21 protein-coding genes and 1 pseudogene are annotated in these 18,160 nt (G+C 35.1%); 4 read left to right on the forward strand and 18 right to left on the reverse strand.

Translation table 11 applies throughout. The features are described 5' to 3' along the window. Positions 1-426 precede the first annotated feature (426 nt). Positions 427-975: a hypothetical protein gene (locus MAQA_RS15880; RefSeq protein ID WP_241463238.1), complete on the forward strand. Its 549-nt coding sequence runs from the start codon at positions 427-429 to the stop codon at positions 973-975. Between the two features lie 49 nt (positions 976-1,024). Further along, positions 1,025-2,644: a Cna B-type domain-containing protein gene (locus MAQA_RS12250; protein ID WP_241463239.1), complete on the forward strand. Its 1,620-nt coding sequence runs from the start codon at positions 1,025-1,027 to the stop codon at positions 2,642-2,644. 151 nt (positions 2,645-2,795) lie between these two features. Here the strand turns inward: MAQA_RS12250 and MAQA_RS12255 are convergent, their stop codons facing one another. Then, positions 2,796-3,371 (reverse strand): carbonic anhydrase, encoded by a 576-nt coding sequence (locus MAQA_RS12255; RefSeq protein WP_338151632.1) that lies wholly within the window; start codon positions 3,369-3,371, stop codon positions 2,796-2,798. 53 nt (positions 3,372-3,424) lie between these two features. Beyond that, the gene (locus tag MAQA_RS15885; RefSeq protein ID WP_241463240.1) at positions 3,425-3,562 is read right to left on the reverse strand and encodes a hypothetical protein; all 138 of its coding nucleotides are present in this window, start codon (positions 3,560-3,562) and stop codon (positions 3,425-3,427) included. Between the two features lie 1,191 nt (positions 3,563-4,753). Here MAQA_RS15885 and MAQA_RS12265 point away from each other — a divergent pair. Next, entirely contained in the window at positions 4,754-5,149 is a 396-nt protein-coding gene (locus MAQA_RS12265) for a hypothetical protein (protein WP_036074282.1), read from the forward strand. Then, positions 5,106-5,399: a GHKL domain-containing protein gene (locus MAQA_RS16700; protein ID WP_149023367.1), complete on the forward strand. Its 294-nt coding sequence runs from the start codon at positions 5,106-5,108 to the stop codon at positions 5,397-5,399. Before MAQA_RS12265 ends, MAQA_RS16700 begins: the two co-directional genes overlap by 44 nt. 169 nt (positions 5,400-5,568) lie before the next feature. Here MAQA_RS16700 and MAQA_RS12275 read toward each other — a convergent pair whose 3' ends face one another. The 16 genes and pseudogenes from MAQA_RS12275 to MAQA_RS12340 all read right to left on the reverse strand — a co-directional run bounded on the left by MAQA_RS12275 (position 5,569) and on the right by MAQA_RS12340 (position 18,107). After that, the gene (locus tag MAQA_RS12275; protein WP_149023368.1) at positions 5,569-6,465 is read right to left on the reverse strand and encodes a hypothetical protein; all 897 of its coding nucleotides are present in this window, start codon (positions 6,463-6,465) and stop codon (positions 5,569-5,571) included. Positions 6,466-6,514: 49 nt separating this feature from the next. Further along, the gene (locus MAQA_RS12280; protein WP_052008600.1) at positions 6,515-7,918 is read right to left on the reverse strand and encodes a polysaccharide biosynthesis protein; all 1,404 of its coding nucleotides are present in this window, start codon (positions 7,916-7,918) and stop codon (positions 6,515-6,517) included. Between the two features lie 79 nt (positions 7,919-7,997). Next, the gene (locus MAQA_RS12285; protein WP_036074288.1) at positions 7,998-9,299 is read right to left on the reverse strand and encodes a lipopolysaccharide biosynthesis protein; all 1,302 of its coding nucleotides are present in this window, start codon (positions 9,297-9,299) and stop codon (positions 7,998-8,000) included. Beyond that, positions 9,296-9,802, reverse strand: a complete 507-nt coding sequence (locus tag MAQA_RS14275) for a glycosyltransferase family 4 protein (protein WP_077913623.1) — start codon at positions 9,800-9,802, stop codon at positions 9,296-9,298. Before MAQA_RS14275 ends, MAQA_RS12285 begins: the two co-directional genes overlap by 4 nt. 157 nt (positions 9,803-9,959) lie before the next feature. Further along, positions 9,960-10,442 (reverse strand): annotated as a pseudogene (locus tag MAQA_RS16705) (glycosyltransferase family 4 protein); the annotation flags it as partial. 45 nt (positions 10,443-10,487) lie between these two features. Further along, positions 10,488-11,093 (reverse strand): sugar transferase, encoded by a 606-nt coding sequence (locus MAQA_RS12300; protein ID WP_036074295.1) that lies wholly within the window; start codon positions 11,091-11,093, stop codon positions 10,488-10,490. A gap of 40 nt (positions 11,094-11,133) precedes the next feature. Next, positions 11,134-12,426 carry a nucleotide sugar dehydrogenase gene (locus tag MAQA_RS12305; protein WP_036074297.1) on the reverse strand — a complete coding sequence of 431 codons (1,293 nt, stop codon included), beginning with the start codon at positions 12,424-12,426 and terminating at the stop codon, positions 11,134-11,136. A gap of 23 nt (positions 12,427-12,449) precedes the next feature. Then, entirely contained in the window at positions 12,450-13,709 is a 1,260-nt protein-coding gene (locus MAQA_RS12310) for a nucleotide sugar dehydrogenase (RefSeq protein WP_036074299.1), read from the reverse strand. Continuing rightward, positions 13,706-14,110, reverse strand: coding sequence for a glycosyltransferase (locus MAQA_RS13905; protein WP_149023369.1), 405 nt, complete (start codon positions 14,108-14,110; stop codon positions 13,706-13,708). The genes MAQA_RS12310 and MAQA_RS13905 overlap by 4 nt, the downstream gene beginning before the upstream one ends. Then, on the reverse strand, positions 14,076-14,318 hold the full coding sequence (locus tag MAQA_RS13910; protein ID WP_052008602.1) for a hypothetical protein: 243 nt from the start codon (positions 14,316-14,318) through the stop codon (positions 14,076-14,078). Before MAQA_RS13910 ends, MAQA_RS13905 begins: the two co-directional genes overlap by 35 nt. A 64-nt stretch (positions 14,319-14,382) precedes the next feature. Next, a complete protein-coding gene (locus MAQA_RS13915) occupies positions 14,383-14,931 on the reverse strand; it encodes a glycosyltransferase (RefSeq protein ID WP_149023370.1) in 549 nt (182 codons plus the stop codon). 6 nt (positions 14,932-14,937) lie between these two features. Then, entirely contained in the window at positions 14,938-16,227 is a 1,290-nt protein-coding gene (locus MAQA_RS12320) for a hypothetical protein (RefSeq protein ID WP_149023371.1), read from the reverse strand. Between the two features lie 108 nt (positions 16,228-16,335). After that, complete coding sequence (locus tag MAQA_RS12325) at positions 16,336-17,157, reverse strand: polysaccharide biosynthesis tyrosine autokinase (protein ID WP_036074302.1); 822 nt, start codon at positions 17,155-17,157, stop codon at positions 16,336-16,338. Positions 17,158-17,253: 96 nt separating this feature from the next. Beyond that, positions 17,254-17,589, reverse strand: a complete 336-nt coding sequence (locus MAQA_RS12330) for a Wzz/FepE/Etk N-terminal domain-containing protein (protein ID WP_036074304.1) — start codon at positions 17,587-17,589, stop codon at positions 17,254-17,256. A 19-nt stretch (positions 17,590-17,608) separates the two neighbouring features. Then, entirely contained in the window at positions 17,609-17,905 is a 297-nt protein-coding gene (locus tag MAQA_RS12335; RefSeq protein ID WP_036074306.1) for a hypothetical protein, read from the reverse strand. Further along, positions 17,892-18,107, reverse strand: a complete 216-nt coding sequence (locus MAQA_RS12340) for a hypothetical protein (protein WP_036074308.1) — start codon at positions 18,105-18,107, stop codon at positions 17,892-17,894. The genes MAQA_RS12335 and MAQA_RS12340 overlap by 14 nt, the downstream gene beginning before the upstream one ends. Positions 18,108-18,160 lie beyond the last annotated feature (53 nt).

Consider the following 18,160-nt stretch of genomic DNA (forward strand, 5'->3'; position numbering starts at 1 on the left):
TAAAAAATATAAAGCATAGACTTCAACAACGAGCAGGAATTTTTGCTAAAAATCATTTATTCGATTAAACCTGATATTAATTTCATCAAACCCTGATAGCAAAACCCGAGAATATTCGTTATTTAAACAAATCATTATTTCCTATTGAATGTCACAAACAACAATCTTTCATTAAAACTTATATGTAAGTTACTAAAAATTTTTTTAGATACTAAAAAGAAAATAAAGTCAAGAGTTATTTGAGTGCCTTTTGCACTTAAATAACTTAATTATTCACTCTTTTTCTACAGCCTTTTTTCTTGTAAAAAGTATACAATTTGAAATGTTACTACGAAAAAAGGGGGATAACATAACTAAATACAGATATCGTAACTTGTTTGACAATTTAAAAGTAATAGAAACCGCATTGATAAAAGGAGTAGGTTAATGAAAAAAATAATAGGTATTCTAGTAATTAGTTTATTGGTATTAGGTTCTATACTGGATTTCGTGAGTAATAATCATTTCGTAAAGGCAAAAGAAGAGGACGACCCTGGGGTTACACTACTTGCTCCAGAAACTTTGACTTCACGTCAGCAAACTGAAATTCGAGTTACTTTATCTGCATCGGCTGGAAAACTAGAAAAAGATGGAGAAATTCAAATCAAGATTCCTAAGAATACAGTTGCACAAGTTTCTGATTTAACCAATAATTTATTACTTGGTGACCCATTTTACTTACCAGATTCAGCCGTAACTGAAGACAATGCCGGAAATTATGTACTCCATGTTGCATATCATCATTCAAAAATAAATCCAATTGAAGCAACTGGCCAAACTTTTACAATCAAATACGGAACACCCGTTTTTAAAGATGGTGCCCCAGATTCTGCAACATATGAAGCGATTTTATATAAAGCTGGCATAAAAATGAGCACAGCCACAGATACATCAAAAATCAAAAAAAGATATATCCGGGCTACCTCTATTAAGTAAGATGAGCACTCGACCACACAAAGATATAAATGGAGAAAACGTTGCAATTATGAGTACGAGTGCACCATCTTCAAATGTATTTGCTATCCTTGTGAATTATAACCAACAGGAGATACCAAATGCAGTTCTTGAAGATGTAATTCCTGAGCAAACTGAACTAATTGATCCCATCAAGTATATTAGTGCAAGTGGTAGTGCTACACCTTCGCAACATATACGAATCGCAGAAGTGACAGAACGGGATGATGCTGGTTTACCAATTGCTTGGAAATATGTGACAAGTGAATTTATAGACAAAATCTCAACTTCATCCTCTGGTTTTAAAATTAATTTTGGTACTATTTCACCAAACAAAAGCTATGTCGTTATGTACGCACAACAAGTAGATATAAATGCAACGGCAGCAGATTTCGGGGTGAAATACAATCAAGCAATTCTAAAAAGTAACGGCACAACACTTAGAACTGCAACAGAGCCTTTGGCATTAGACACTTTAAGCTATGAATCGATAGGACTAATTAAAAGAGTCAATCAAGAAACCATTTCAACGACCGGCGGCTCATTTATTTATTCACTCAATTTAAGCTCTAAAGTGGGGACGATTCCAGCAGGAACTGAAATTGTTGATCCACTACCGGATTATACGTCTTTTTCAAACACAGTTGAACCGTTAAGTGACTATTTTTCGAACGGAACCTATGATAGCACCACAAATACTGTTAAATATACTTTATTAAAAGACCTTACAGAAGGCGAGCAGAAAAAAATACAATTTAAGGTGAATTATCATAATTCGGCAGCAAAAGAAGGCTATAAAATTACAAACAAAGCATATATCAATTATGCGGGAACCAAAATTTATAGTAACGATGCTACAACAACTGTTAAAGGGACTGCGGTACTCAAAAAATCAGATGATTTAACCCACAAGCCTTTGGCGAATGCTCTCTTTAATGTCGTGAATGCAGAAGGAAAAGTAGTCAAAGAAAAATTACGTTCTGACGCTAACGGGCAGGTTAATACTGGTCTACTTGAACCAGGAAAATATAGTTTTGTAGAAGTGGCGGCTCCTGATGGCTATATTTTAGATGCAACGCCTATCCCGTTTACTGTGCGACCAAGTGAGGAAAATACCCTTCAACTAGAAAAATCAAATGTTGAAGGCGTTCAAATTTCTGGCAGTAAGACATGGCTTGACAATCAGGATGCCGCACAAAAAAGGCCAAGTTCTATTACAATTGAACTTTATCAAAACAGCAAAAAGGTTCAGTCTAAAAAGGTCTCTGAAAGCGACAATTGGAAGTATACATTCACTTTACCGAAGTACGATAGCGAGGGAAATGAATATAAATATACGCTTAAAGAAGCGCCTGTAGAGGGTTATCAAACTATTCAAACCGGAAATGACTTTACAAACGTCTATAAACCGGTTGAAAATCAAATTGCCGTACCAATAAAGATTGATCCGAGTAACACGGTACCAGCAAATCCAACAGTTATTGATCCCATACCACCCAAAATGAGTGATCCAAAAACGGAAACGAAAAAATTACTTCCAAGAACAGGGGACACTTATCAAAGTGATCTATTACTCATTTTCACGGGATTTATTATTTTTATCGGTACATTTATTTTCATTCGTCGAAATAATAGACGAACAGAAAAGTAAATAAAAAGTTGATGCTAAACAGAATTTTCACTGTTTTAGCATCAACTTTTTACTGTTATCCGTGCATCCGTTCCATGACAAAATGGAGCACCAATCATAATGAATTTATTTCTAAATATAAACGTTTACTTACTCATGGTGTCTACGCTAATTATTCAGCGTGCTCTAAAACACTCCGACCATTTAGTTTTTGGACTTTACGATTATTGGAATCATAGTATTTATTAAAAGTTTCAATTTGTGCTTTTGAAACTTCCACAGGATTTTTCATAACATACCATTCTACATTCTCGGAAAGCGGCGGAGTAGTCAATGATCCAATATAATGATAATACGTTTTATTCGTTGGAATCATTTGTGTGACTTCAATTGGATTCGAAACATCTGCCTTCTTACCTTTTTTGATATTATTTAGAACATCTTGAAAAGCGGCATTTTCTTTCCCTTCCTTGAAGAAAACAGCGACCACCGCTAGGCGTCCATCTTGCGCTTGATTAACGAAATGCACCTCAATAGGATAATGATTTCCATCTACAGTATGCTCACTTTTTGCATGGAAATGAAATTGTTGCAAATCGAAATTGCGTCCATCTATAACTGCTGATCCGGTATCATCAACTTGGATACTATGACCATTATCAACTTCATCAACCATTGTCTTACTATAGTTTAGTTCAATTTTACCCTCATCTTTCATTGGTTCTGTTTTTGCTGTCTCGATATTGATTGGAGATTGCGAATCCCCTGCTTCAAATTCCCAGCCTTTTTGATCACTATAATCTAAATGATCCTCGGATTTTTTTCTGTTTTACTTCCATTGCTCGCGCTTGATTTCTTAGCTGATCCATCATCCGAACACCCTGCAAAAAGCAGTGATAACGAAAGAACAGAAGCGGCTGCTAATGCTGTCTTTTTCAAAAGTATTTCCTCCTTGGAATGAATTAATTAACACTACTATACTATAACGCTTAGTCACCCAAAAAACCTATGGACAAAATATTACAAAAAAAAATAAAATGTCCCTACTTTTAAATAAAAATATACCTTGACAGCTAACACCTGATTTAAAACTCCAATACAATCATACTCAAAACAAATTCCAAAAAATTTCATCTGTCAAATTTTTTTTGGAAGCCTATTCGGTGAACTTACATAACTTGAGAGATCTTTATAAATGATGAAGCAAATCAAATAAAAAAAAAGGCAAACCTCCTTTTACTCGGTTAGCCTTATGTTCTCTTTTATTGTCATACATAACGCCATTAACTTATCACTAAAATATGAATAGAAACCTGCTCACAGTATATCTACTCTATCATTCCATACAAATCATCTTTTAGGGATTGCAATTTTTAAATAAATGCTCTATATTATTAGAGCAATACTAACTGATATCATTTGGAGCTTCTCTTGAAAAATTGTAAATAATTTCGTGAAAGGATAATCTTAATGATTCTTAGTTCTGTTTCCTCGCTCTTCATTTTTGGCTTTTTACTGTCTAAGTGGGTTGTTACAATCTTATTTAGAAAGGTTTTTAATCTCTCACTTGTAACAATTATTTCTCTTTCCCTTATTTCACTCATTTTTTCTTCTGTGCTTTTTTCTATGAATTACCTTCCTTTTTACTTATCTGCTGTTCTCTTTATTCTTTCATTTTTCATTGTATCTTTAAATATGAAATGCTTGGGAAAAAACATTATTTTTTTTTATACTAACCTACACTCTCTCATTTTTAACTGTCTATATCACTTATAATTTTATCGCACCTATCATATTTCAAGATGACAAAGTATCTATTATCTTTATTTTAATTGCGCTTAACACTCTCATCGCCTTTAATTTATCTCTCTTCGTACTCAGGATAAATCAAAAATTCCAATTTTTTTTCTTTATCTATCGACGTATCGAGTAAACAAAAAAAAAAGTAACTCTAATCATTTTTATAGCATGGATAGTTTGTTCCATTTTATTATTACTATTTGCTTCTCATGCTGTTCTTGTTGATTCATTAAGTGATTTTTTATTTTTCCTCAATATTATTTTTGGCTTTTCCATCCTCTATCTATATGCGAGAATGAATTTAAAAAAATCAAGAATTGAATAGCCTCAATGTTATCTACAAAAAAAGAACTCCAAAAAATTCAACTTACACAAGAACTAAAACATGATTTTTCTGGATTGCTTTTTTCTTTGAGTTATCAAATTATGGAAAAAAATAACGACGCAGCTTTGGAAATGATCAATAATCTCAGCAGTTATATGAACACCCAACTTCATTCTTATTTTGACTCCAAACTGTTAAGATTACAATCCCCTGAACTACTGGGTTTGTTGATCACTCACTTCAAGAAATGGGAAATTGAATCCATTATCCTTAAACTCGAAGAAATTGATGAATTAGTGGTTTTACCTGCTATGCCCACATTTGATTTAGTTCGCTGTTTAAATATTATCTTGGATAATGCTTTTGAAGCTGCGTCAATTAGTACTGAGAAAAAAAATTAATGTTCGTATAAAAGTGGAATCCACCTACTTATTATTTGAAATAAAGAACTCATTTGCAAAAAACATCGATCTTGAAAGTTTATCTACTAGAAAAAGATTCTCCACTAAAGGAAATGGCAGAGGGCAAGGACTCCATATTTTGCAAGAATTTATTAGAAGGGAAAAAGATGCCTATTTCGAAATGGAAGTTACACCTCAAAACATGTTTCGCGTTCTACTAACACTTCCATTGCAAAACAAAAATGTGTGATTTCAACTCCAAGGGTTAGAACTGACCATTTTAAACGGCTTTAGTAGAATTAATTGATACTTTTTAGTTGAACAACTAAAACCTTATAATTGCTCTCCCGTATCCATTTATATATTCTAATCATTTTATTTTCTATGAATTTGGATTGATAATATGATTCTTTCAATTTCTAATAAGGTTCTAACCCTCCTGTGCCATTCGAAAGCCCAATAATAGTAAAAGGTTCTGTAATTTTATTTAATACAATGTCTCCTCTTTTTCCGATAATTCCACCAGCAACGGCTGTTTCACCATTAAAATAACGAATCCCACGAATTTTATTTGCATAAAAATCAGACGTCTCAATATTTGCTATTTCCGTGCCCATACTTGCTTGTATATCAATGCGTTGTAGTGTACATCCTCTTTTAATGGCATTTTCAATAAAGGCTTCTGAAAAATTATCAATGCCAACATCCATGATAAAGGCTTCTTCCTTTAAATAGCCTAGCCAATTGGAATCCAATTGCTGTTTTGCTGATATAGCCGAAATAAATACATCAGAAGCTTGTCTTTTATTTTCTTGAAATACTTTAATCGATTGAGGCACATATGCCGGTAAAATCAAATTTAGCGCATTTACAAGTTGCTCGACTTTCACTAAGTTTCTCCCTGCAACATATGTGTTTACACCTAATTCTGCAAGTTTTAATGCAATTTTTATTGCCAAATTCCCAGTCCCATAAACAGTGGCCGACAAATTGTCAAGTTGATTCGAAAAATAAATCATGAGTGTATTTATTGTAGCATTGACGGTTACATCATTAGCTTTAAAAGGGTGAACTTCACTCTGAGAACAGCTTGTCCATGCAATTTGATAAAGCTCAACGGGTTGCTTCCTTTCTGCATCTACAAGTAGATGAGGAATGACGCCATCAACCTGCTTAAAAACTTGTTGGGCAAAAAAAGAGCTTGCAATTTGTATATTCAAAATCCGTCCAAAAGGTGTCAATCTATCAGGAAGAATTTGGTCCTTATTTCGTTTGTTTGCCGTATTCGTAAACATCGCAAATTGATAATTTTTCAAATCTATCGCTTCTAAATTTTTAGATAGGCTTTCGATTATATTCACTCCTTTAACCAATTTCAGTGACATTAGCTTGTTGAATAATTTGTTCCTGAAGTTTTTTTACAGGCTCCCGTTTGTAAGTTAACATTAATGTATAAATCATATTCAAGTCTTCTAAACTCGTAAAATAGTGACCTTCAAATAACTTTTCACTGATTTTTTTGGCACCCTCATTATCGTTAAAAAGCTCCTCTTTCATTTTTTCCCCTGGTCGAATCCCCACATAATTAATAGGAATGTCCTCCTTATTTTTACCTGCTAAACAAATTAATTCGTCCACCATATCTGAAAGACAAAGTTGCTCACCCATATCAAGAACAAAAATCGCATTTGGCTTTTCTAACAAACTTGCTTCAATCACTAATTTACTTGCTTCTGGAATCGTCATAAAATAGCGTTTCATATTTGGATCTGTAATTGTTAGTGGTACATAATTGTGTAATTGTTCCCAAAGTTTAGGAAATACACTCCCTCTACTTCCAAGTACATTTCCAAAGCGAACAACATTACAGCATAAACCACCAAGATCATTCATACTAAGCGTTAGCTTTTCGGCTAGGCGTTTGGTCGCCCCCATGTTGTTCGATGGGTTAACCGCTTTATCTGTTGAAATCATTATAAATTGATCAGCCTTACTTATTTTAGCTGCTTGAAGGACATTATGCGTTCCGATCACATTATTACTAAAAGCTTCATAGATATTACTTTCCATTAAAGGGACATGCTTGTGTGCAGCAGCATGATAAATGATGTTGGGTTGTTGTTCTTCAAACACACGATTTATAGTCTCTTCATCTCGAATATCGGCAATAATTGTTATAATTTCGGTAGACTGATTCAATTTTTCTTGGACAGCCCTAAGATCCATATCAATTTTGTAAATGCTTCCTTCACCATGTCCAAGTAAAATAAGACGCTTGGGATTACAAAGAAAAACTTGCTTCGAGATTTCAGAACCAATTGATCCTCCTGCTCCAGTAATTAGAATCGTTTTATTTTGAAAGTTCTCCTTAACATTTTTATAATCTAGAGCGAATTCTTCTCGTCCAACGAGCAACTTACTATAGTCCAATACTGGCACAGCCGCTTGCTGACTTTGAGCCGTGGAAAAAACAGAAGGTAATACGTAATAAGTAATCTTCATTTTACTAATCTCATTAATGATGGTTTGCTGTTTTTTTACATCCAATGTTGGAATCGCAAGCACCACATGTTGAATTTTTAATTTAATAATGCATCTTTGTAATTCCTCAATCTTGCCAATTATGGGGACCCCTAATAACGACCTTTTACTTAGGTCATCATCTAAAATCCCTATCACGGTATATTTTGATTTATCGGTGCTCTGCAGTTGTTCAACAACAAATCTACCACCAATCCCTGCACCAATCACTAATGTTTTCTTTTTCACAAAATCCCCTCACTTTAACTTACTAAATTTGACTTATCTTCAAAACATGAATTTGCCGACTAAAATGATAAAGTTGTTCTCAGTTTCTATTAAGCATCGAACGTTTCCTGGCATGCTGTTGAACTTGAGTTGAAATATAGTACCGACCTAGCAAGTACAATAGTAGATAAAAACTTGTTGAAAAAATCGTATAAATTCCAATCGTAGAAAGTTCTCCTATCTGAAAAAAATGACATGACCAAAAAATTAGATAAAAACAAGCAAATCTGCTAAAATCCCAAATCGTTTGTACAATTTGATTATGAGTAATATATAGTACTTGGGAAACTGGTAGAACAATCAATTGCGAAAAAAATGAAACAGCTAATATCTGAAAATACTGTCCAGACAGAAACCAATCTTTTCCAAAAAAAGCTTGGAAAACAAACGGAGCAATAAAGGAAAACACAACGAATACGGGAAGTGTCACGAAAAACAGATTCCGCGTAATTTTTTTATAAAGAACGAGCACCTGAATAGGATTAGAATCAATACTTTTTGCTGCGGTACTATAAAAGACTTGTGCTACTGCTGTTCCAATAAGAGTAATTGGAATGCCAATTACTTTTTGTGTAAGCATAAAATTACCTGCGACAGAAGCATTAAAAAATTGGTTTAAAGCGAGAATTGGAATTTGTAATGAAAGTGCATTAAAAAGGACTGAAATAGAAGTAAAGAGGGGAAATCGATAGTACTTTTTCCAAATATAAGCACTCCATATTTTAGTTTTAAAAATTCCTTTTACTTGCTTTAAACGTATGAAACTCATGTACTGCATGGAAAAAGCTGCTAATCGTCCAAATGCATCTCCGATAATCAACCCGCTTGATCTTAAAGCGTCAAACTGAGAAAATAAAGCTTGACTAAAAACATTTCCCAAATTTTGAGATACTTTAGCTCTTGAAGTTGATGCAAAATACTGTTCTCGTAAATGCCAAAAATTTAATGTTTGGGTAGCACTGGCACTAAATACAGATAGAATCAAAATAATTTCGAGCCAAAGTGAAGTTCTGCCAGCAAACATTTTGAGTATTGAAAAGCTAGTAGTTGTTACAACTACTATATAAAGGACACTGAAACAAGCTGCTAATTTTAAACTTAGTACCGTAATTTGTCCTGCAATCTTCCTATTTATCGCAAGTGGAATACATTTTTCGAACGTCAAAGCAAATAACACCGACAAAACACTCACAAGCGAAACAAAAGTCGCATAAAAGCCAAATTCTTCAGGGCTATATAAACGAGTGAGGATTGGTGAAGCAGCAAAAGTAACAGTCTGTGCAAGTACATTTCCTGAAATAAGCGTCCCAACATTCTTCTTGAATTCATTTATATTTTTCATTTAACACTCACTTCTTTATAAAAAGCGATCAATTTAGCTTCTTCTTGTTCCCAGCAATAATCTTCTAAAAACCTTCTCCTACCTTCATTTGCCCAAAATTTCAATAAATCATCCGTTTCTATAATTTCGGCTAGTTCCCCAGCCAGTTGTTCTATCTGATAAGGAGAACACGTTAATCCAACATGATTAATCGCGAAAAACTCTTCCCATAATGGAAAATTTGATGCAACAATTGGAACTCCTGCTGCCATATACTCAAAAAATTTCGTAGGTAGACTTTCCACGTAGTTCGGAACGGGATGAAGCAAACAAAGTCCTAAATCAGTTTGTCGAAGTTCCTCCCAAATTTCCCGATAACCGAGTCGTCCCAGAAACTGAATTTGTTGGTCGATCCCATGAGTAATCGAATAATTTTGCAAAGTCTTTTTGAGACCCTCGTCTATTGGTCCAATTAGTCTTAGCTGTACTACTTTTTTTTTGCTTACTACGCATAAAATGAACAAGTTGAATCATCTCCATCGCTCCGCGTATTTTAGTTATTCCACCTACATAAGTCATTGTAAAAAGAGCATTTTTGTTGTGCTCCATAAAGCCTGGATCATGAGGTAAATTATAAATATCAACTGTCTTTACTTGAAGCGAGTAATCTTTTTTATAACTTTTTTCTGCAAAAATCACACCACTCATTTGGTTTAAAAATTTGGGTTCTAAAAAAGAAATTATTTTTTTAAATGATTTACGTAGTATCTTTGGTAACCATTCTTTTGACTCGATAGCTTTTGGAAAATTTTCATGCATATCAAAAATGACCTTCATACTACTCTTCTTTTTTTTGAGCTTAGCCCCCACATAAAGCAACTCAGGATCATGTAAATGAATAATGTCTGCTTCCGAGTTTATAGCCTTTTGATAGACGGCTTTAATCGCCTGGATACGCGACAGTGATTTTTTAAGAACCGTTAACTTAATCCTAGGATCCACTTGAGGAGAAAACTCTCCTTCAAACTCACGAGCGATAATTTCCACCTCAAAGCCAGCATTCAAAAGCGATAAAGCTTCCTTATAATAGATTCGTGTATCAAACCAAACATGAACTGAAGAAGCAATTAATATTTTTTTCTCATTCATTAATTCTTTCACCATTTTCTTTCTCCTGGAAATCAGATAGCATCAGCACTGCGAATAACTTTAAAAAAAGGTTAACATTAGAATTTTCAAATCTAAATTAATGGACCAATGCTCCACGTAATAAATATCCAAATCGATCTTTTTCCCATGATTAATATTGCTTCTACCATTCACCTGTGCCCACCCTGTTAACCCCGGTTTCACTTGCAATCGAATTTTCTGTGTTAAATTGTAGTTTTGACTGATTTCAATAATTTCAGGGCGTGGACCGACAAAACTCATTTCACCTCTCAAAATATTCAAAAATTGAGGGATCTCATCCAAACTGTATTTACGAATAAATTCTCCCACTTTGGTGACTCCATTTTGCTTACACGCAGTTGATTTAAAAACAAAATCGTCGGGGACCCCTTGTGGCCAGTTATAAGTTCCTACTACTTTGGATTCATTTCTTCCCTCGTGCATGGATCGAAATTTATAAATTTGAAAAGGGACATTGTTCTTCCCTGACCTCCATTGTTTAAAAAGAACAGGTCCAGAAGATTCAAATTTAATGGCTACCACTACAACAAGAGTGATCGGGCTAGTAATCAGTAAGCCTAGCAAACTCGCAATAATATCAAAAAAAACGCTTAATCCCTTTTTGAATGAGCTTTCGATGGTAATCTACCGTTTTTTCTGAACTATCCACTTCTTTCCCCCCTTTTTAATGAACAGGCATTTTATGTGAAGAGCGATGGCGTGTGTCGAGTAGCAGGCTCGCTTCACGATTGATCTTCTCCCTATCAAAATCTGTATGATTCGTTAAAAGTATAACTAAGTCGAAATCTTTTAAATGAAGCGTCTCCCAGTCCAAACTATTTTGAAGTACACCCGATTTTGTTTTGAAGAAAGGGACATAAGGATCACAATATTCGACTATCGCATTTTTACTTAATAATTCTTCATAGACTTCCAAGCTAGGTGATTCTCTTAAATCATTGATATTTTTTTTATAGGACATTCCTAATAATAAAATTTTACTTTTAGATATCGCAGCTCCCTGTTCATTTAATAAATTTGTTGCTTTTTCGACTACTTTTTTAGGCATATTACTATTAATATCTTGCGCCGTTTCTATAAAACGACTAAAAAAGTTCGTTTGTTTTGCTTTCCAAGACAGATACATCGGATCAAGTGGAATGCAATGCCCGCCAACTCCTGGTCCTGGATTAAAACGCATAAATCCAAATGGTTTTGTCTCTGCAGCATCAAGTGTCTCCCAAATATCAATTCCAAGCCGATCACACATCAAACTCATTTCATTCATAAATGCAATGTTTACACAGCGAAATGTATTTTCAAGTAGCTTACTCATTTCTGCCACCTCAGGAGAAGAAACTACAACAACCTGATCAATTACTTGTTTATAAAGCATCTCTCCGATTTGAATGGATGCTTCGGAAATACCACCGACAACTTTAGGTGTATTTTCTGTGTGGTAGAGCGCATTTCCTGGGTCCACTCGTTCTGGCGAAAAACAAATAAACAGATCTTCATCTAAATGTTTTCCAGTCTCTACAAGTGGCTTCACGATCACTTCCCTTGTACATCCCGGATAAGTAGTGCTCTCAAGCGAGATAAAAACCGGTTTTATAATATGGGCTTTTATAAGCGAAACCGCCGATTCAATCGCAGATACATCTGGCTCATGTGAAGATGTAAGTGGTGTTGGTACGCAAATGATTACAGCATCTACTTGGGAAAGAAGCCCCGGATCACTTGTTGGAACTAGTTTCCCCTCAAAAAGAGCCGTTTGCAACCGGTGATTTGAAACATCCAAAACAGAAGTCTCACCATTTTTCACCTGCTCAACCGTCATTTCAGAAATATCAAACCCAATCGTTTTAAATCCTCGCTCAGCAAAAGCTAAAGCAAGTGGAAGCCCTACATAACCAAGTCCCATTACAGCGACAATAGCATCTCGATTTTCTATTTTATTGCTTATTGTATGATTCATTTTTTAAACCTCTCCCCAAACATTTATACTTCTATGGCCCCAACAGATTGACTATTTCCTAATCGAATAATTTCAAGCCCCTTGCTTTCTTGCACGATTTGCTTTGTATCAAAAACCTTAGGTGCAGCCATTGCTTGAACAAGTTCGTGATCGAGTGTCGTAAATTCGTTATGATCGGCTAAAACTACAGCTAAAGAAGCCCCACAAAACTTCTCCATTAACAACTCCTTGTTACCTGAATAACCTTTCACATGCGGATCATATAATTCAATTTCGTATCGTCCTGCTCTTTTTAAACGTTCAACAATTTCAAGCGCTGGGCTTTCGCGCATATCATCTACATTTCCTTTATAGGTTAATCCGAGAATCACTATTTTTTGAGTTGGCGCCTCATCCATTAATCGATCAATTTGCTTAACAACAAAATTTGGCATTGAACAATTAATATCACGCGCTTGCTCAATCAATTTTGCTTGTTCAGGCGCTTTTGAGATAATGAAATAAGGATCAACCGCCAAACAGTGTCCGCCAACACCAGGCCCTGGATTATGGATATGAACTCGCGGATGCTCGTTTGCAAGTTCAATCACACGGAGTGCATTTGCCCCAAGAACTTCAGCAATCAGTACAAGTTCATTGGCAAGTGCAATATTGACATCCCGATACGTATTTTCCATTAATTTACTCAGTTCGGCAGTTGTAGCATCTGTTTTTAAACATTTACCTTTTACAAAAGTTTGATAGATTTCAGCCCCCTTGTTTGCACAAGCTTCCGTCATTCCACCGATAATCCGGTTATTTTCCTCCAGTTCCCGTAAAATTTGTCCTGGCAAAACACGTTCAGGACAATGAACAAGAAAAATATCCTTTCCAATGATAAAACCCTTATCAGAAATAAGAGGTGCAATCAAATCTCTTGTGGCTCTTGGCTCGATAGTAGACTCAACAATAACCGTATTTCCTTTTTGCAAGAACGGCAGAACCTCTTTTACTGCTTGAAGTACATAGGTCATATCACAAGACTTATCTATTTTGTTTGGTGTTGGAACGGCGATAATAAATACATCAGACTTCTCCATTTTGTTTTGAATAACAAGATTACCCTTGACAGCATCTTCAAACGCTTCTTGAAGTCCATTTTCCTCAATATGAATTTTATTATTTTGAAGAGCTTCGATGACGGCTGGACTTGTATCAAATCCCCTCACCTGAACGCCATGATTCGCGAACATCACCGCAGTAGGAAGTCCAATATAGCCTAGCCCAAGAACTGTTAATTTCATTTTCCTTTTCCTTTCCCAACTTGATGAGTCAAAACGCCTTCTAACTGGTTAAGCAATTGATTTCGCTCAAAAAATTGTTGGGCTAAAGTTTTCGCATTTTTGCCCATTTGCTTTCTTTGTTCAAGATCTTCTTGTAAAGATTTCAGTATTTCGTAAAATGCTTCTTTATGTTCCGCTCTTACTCCAAATCCCGCTTTGTATTCAGCCAGTAATTGACTTTGCCACCCTTCAAAATTTAAGATTACAGGCTTTCCAGCAGCCAAATAGTCAAAAAACTTGTTTGAACTGTTTTCATGTAAAACAGGATAGTCTCCTAAAATCACCATGCCTACATCACAAGCAGCAATCCACGCATAGACACTTTCTTTAGAAACCCCATCTAAAATAAATACATTTTGAATATTTTCTTTTTTTAGCCCGCTTCACAAGGTTTTCCTTCTCTTTTCCATCACCGATCAGGACATATGCGATATTAGGATTATAAAATGTTGTTGCAACATCTAGAATAAAGTCTAGATTATTCGCAAAGCCAAACGTACCTGGATAAAGGCAAATGCACTTCCCCTCTAATTCGGGATACTGTTTTTCCACTTGCTTTCGCGCATCCAAGTCCCCCCATTTTCTAAAGCGATCTAAATGAGCAAAGTTTGAAATAACCGTAATTTTCTTTACGTCAACCCCTTTTTTTCACTAGATTTTTTTCCATTGCTGGAGATAAAACGATAATTTGATCTGCCGCTTTATAAAGCCATCTTTCAATCCGTATCATTATTTTCTTTAAGCTCCGATTTTGTATAAATCCCAGTTGGATCGGAGCATCAGGCCAAACATCGCGAACTTCAAAAATAAAAGAACGATGTTTCATTTTAGCGACAAGGGCACCTGCGATACCAACTGTAATGGGAGGCGAACTTGCATAAACTGCATCAACATCTTTTTCTTTAAGTGCTAAAAGTATGCTTTTTAACATGTAATGCACAAAAGAAAGTACCCTTTTAACAAATCCATATTTCTGGTTATATTTTGTACGTGTTGTTTTCACCGCAATATCCGTCACATCATCTTGGTTTTCCCCGCACACTACTAAAATTTCCCACCCTAATTTTTTTAGGTGTTTACTTATCTCATACGGGCGTGTTAATCCCGATTTACTCGAAAAATGCTGTGTTATATAGATTAACTTCATAACTTCCCTTTCTATCTCATATTTATTAACTGGCAAGAAAGCTCACTTACTTCTAATTCCATCCGTCCTTAAAAAACAAGCCAACAAAACAGCAATTAAAATACCATGCGTTAGCATACTCGTAATAAGTGAGGAATCAATTAATCCCCAGATAGGCATAACAATAAATCCTGTGAAGAACAATACATTTTTGCCCTCAACAAAGCTATCATAGATCCATAGTATGAATGAAAGAATACAGGTGAAAAGAAAAACACCAAAATAGCCAAACGCGGAAAAGGCATCCGCCCATAAATTTGCATTAGCTGAAACTTCTGCATCTCCAAAATAAGTCTCCCCAATCAAAAACGCAGGAGTCGAATGATAAGAATATGGAAATAACCACCCTAACACACTATGTCCAAGATGCGTTTGTGGGTTAATGGAAAAGAAGTCAAAATAGTGACTGGTTAAAACCGCAGGGAGCATCAAAAGTCGTCTAGAAATCAACTCCGTAAAAGCTATCCCTCCACTCAGTTGATCCATTAAAAAACAACCAGTTACAAGTAAGAATGCAAGAATCGAAAAGTTCCTTCCAAAAAATTGTCCCTTTTTGAACATGGCAAGCATTACCGCAACAATAAAAACGACCGATAAAATAATCGATTTTTGTCCGGAAATATTGTAGGCAATAAACTGCGCTACAAGTCCCAAAAATAAAAACAAGTATTTTTTAGATACAATTCCCCAAACGAACAGTCCTGGCCCGACAATTTTTGACCACCAGCTGAGCACATAACCTGAAATTCCAATCGTCGAATCTCGGTAACTAAAACGCACGTCATAGACATCATCAAAACCAACCAACTTTGTTTTAAGTCCATACGTTTTAATCAAAATGAAAAGCAACCCGATCGCAAGAACCCCTAGCCCTAATTTGATAAAAAGCGGATAAACTTTAAACTGATAAACCTCTAACAAATTCATTTTCCCCGCTCCGTAAAGAATGCAAAGCGAGAGAAGTACACATAACTTAAAAAAGAAGAAATTATCAAATGGATTTTCCCTCACATAATCCGGGATAATCATGATGGGAACAGCAACAAATAGATATAAAATCCAGAAAACAGCTTGACTAGGTCGCTTAACAGAAATGTTTGCAAAGCAGGCAGGGAGAACAGCTAAAAAAGCAGAAAGTAAATGAACCCCAGCACTCGGATGCAAGTTTGTCAGTGTATAGTAACTATATACGGGTGAAATTAGATGACTGTATGCATATTGAAGAAAGAAGATATAACCTAGGATTGATAAAATTGTCACCATTTTATTCAAGTCAAAACTGATTGTGACCACCTACTCTTTATTTTCATTTCACTTTACAGATAGTAATTGGACGTTTCCTCCTGCATCTGTACTTTATTTTTAACAATGCCATAGATAGGGAGGTTGACTAAGTTGAAATCACTCAGTCCTTTGGCAAATTTTTTGTTTCGTTGTTTTCCCCATTTCAACGACAAGAATCGTCCCATCACTTTCTTTAGCAACATAAAATGTATCTGAAATAAAAGATGGAGGTGCATCAATTAAAACAAAGTCATACTCTTCTTTTGCCCAAGATAAAAGCGCCTTTACGCTTTGATTACTTAATAGATTTGATGGATCTACGGAGATCGTTCCAGATGTAATTAAATCAACTTGGTCGATATAAGAAGATTGAACCGCTTCTTTAAAAGCTAAATTTGAAAACATAATATCCGCTAGTCCCACAGAATTAGAGGTTCGCCAAATTTTATGCTGCTTTGGCAGACGAAGATCAGCATCAATTACCAAAACTTTAAGGTTTTGGTTGCCGAATATTGCAGCTACATTGGCAACTGTACTTGATTTTCCTTCTCCTCCTCGTATTGACGTGAAAGTAAAGGTCTTCAAATGCTTGTTTTTTCCAAGAATAGTTAAATTGGCACAGAGCATTCTAAAGTCTTCCACAGCATGATTAATGAGACTGTTTCCCCCACTGTACCTTGTTAGTATCTTCCTTGTTGTAGAATCTTTTTTAGTTTTCGTATAGTTAATAATATGTCCAATTATTGGAATTTGAGTAATCTCGCGAATTTCATCATCAGTTCTTAACGGTGACTTAATAAGCTCTATTACCATAATTCCTAATCCTGATACAAGTAGCCCCATAATAACTGCAATGAACAAATTCGTTTTTAAATTGGGGCTCACTGGTTTTTGAATTTTATCCATATTAGAAAGCGAAATAATTTGAATAGAATCCATATTCCATATTTTTTTTTACTTCTTTTTTTAATGATTGTGCTGTTTGATTAACAAGTTTAACAGCTCTAGCCGCATCGTTATCCTTGGCACTGATTTCTAGTGCTCGAGAATTGCTGTCATTTGAGATATTAATTTGTTTTGAAATATCCTTTGCACCTGGAATTTCAAGTTTTTTTTTTCCACGTCATCTAATACAACATCACTTGTAACAATATTTTTATATGTGTTTAGCAACTGAATATCGTTTGCATCACTTGTTTCACTGGATGCTGGTTTTGCAACGACCCATGAAGATGCACTATAGGTCGGCGTGATAATAAATTTTGTTATTGTTGCTCCTGCAAAGACTGCTACAATCATGACTACACCGATGAAAAGCCAGTATTTTTTCACAAGGAACAACAGATATGACAACCTAATTGTTTTGTTCATAGTTTCCCCCGCTACCCCACTATTTTTCTTTTCTTTCTATGTTAAGATCCCATTTGAGGACCTTTTTCCCTTCTTGTAAATATGAAAGCGTAAACGATTTTGACGATTTTGTGGTTTCAAAATACATACTTCCTTCAAGTGTTTTTAAAACTCCAACCTCTCCACCTAAATTGTCTCCCTCTGCCACTTTATATACTTCACCAGCATTACTTTCCAAGTTAAAATCTCCTGCTCCAATTCCAAAAGCCTCATTCTTTGATTCATTCTTCACTGCTGTTACAATTTCTAATTTCTGTTTATTTTTAATGTAGCTCACATTTATTTGCTTGATTGTAATGGAGATATTCCTCCATTTTTTTAGTTTCATTGACCTCAACTGTAAAAGGTTTTTCTGTGATAATGGATTGTTTTTTCGTAGATTTATGTTTTTCATCTGAAGAGCTGTGACCAGTACAACCCACTAAAATCAGTGGTATGCTTAAAATAAAAAGAATTGTTAAAAATTTAATTGCTTTCACCACGTTACCTCCATCAGCATCTATTTATAATCTGTCCGACTAGAAGCCGGACA

The organism is Listeria aquatica FSL S10-1188 (genome assembly GCF_000525795.1).
Taxonomy (GTDB): Bacteria; Bacillota; Bacilli; order Lactobacillales; family Listeriaceae; genus Listeria; species Listeria aquatica.

Bases quoted from the DNA above. Each gene is read 5' to 3' on its own strand.
- MAQA_RS15880 (WP_241463238.1), top strand. From the start codon at position 427: ATGAAAAAAATAATAGGTATTCTAGTAATTAGTTTATTGGTATTAGGT.
- MAQA_RS12330 (WP_036074304.1), bottom strand. From the start codon at position 17,589: ATGAACAAAACAATTAGGTTGTCATATCTGTTGTTCCTTGTGAAAAAA.
- MAQA_RS12250 (WP_241463239.1), top strand. From the start codon at position 1,025: ATGAGTACGAGTGCACCATCTTCAAATGTATTTGCTATCCTTGTGAAT.
- MAQA_RS12310 (WP_036074299.1), bottom strand. From the start codon at position 13,709: ATGAAATTAACAGTTCTTGGGCTAGGCTATATTGGACTTCCTACTGCG.
- MAQA_RS12305 (WP_036074297.1), bottom strand. From the start codon at position 12,426: ATGAATCATACAATAAGCAATAAAATAGAAAATCGAGATGCTATTGTC.
- MAQA_RS12285 (WP_036074288.1), bottom strand. From the start codon at position 9,299: ATGAAAAATATAAATGAATTCAAGAAGAATGTTGGGACGCTTATTTCA.
- MAQA_RS12325 (WP_036074302.1), bottom strand. From the start codon at position 17,157: ATGGATTCTATTCAAATTATTTCGCTTTCTAATATGGATAAAATTCAA.
- MAQA_RS12265 (WP_036074282.1), top strand. From the start codon at position 4,754: ATGTTATCTACAAAAAAAGAACTCCAAAAAATTCAACTTACACAAGAA.
- MAQA_RS16700 (WP_149023367.1), top strand. From the start codon at position 5,106: ATGCTTTTGAAGCTGCGTCAATTAGTACTGAGAAAAAAAATTAATGTT.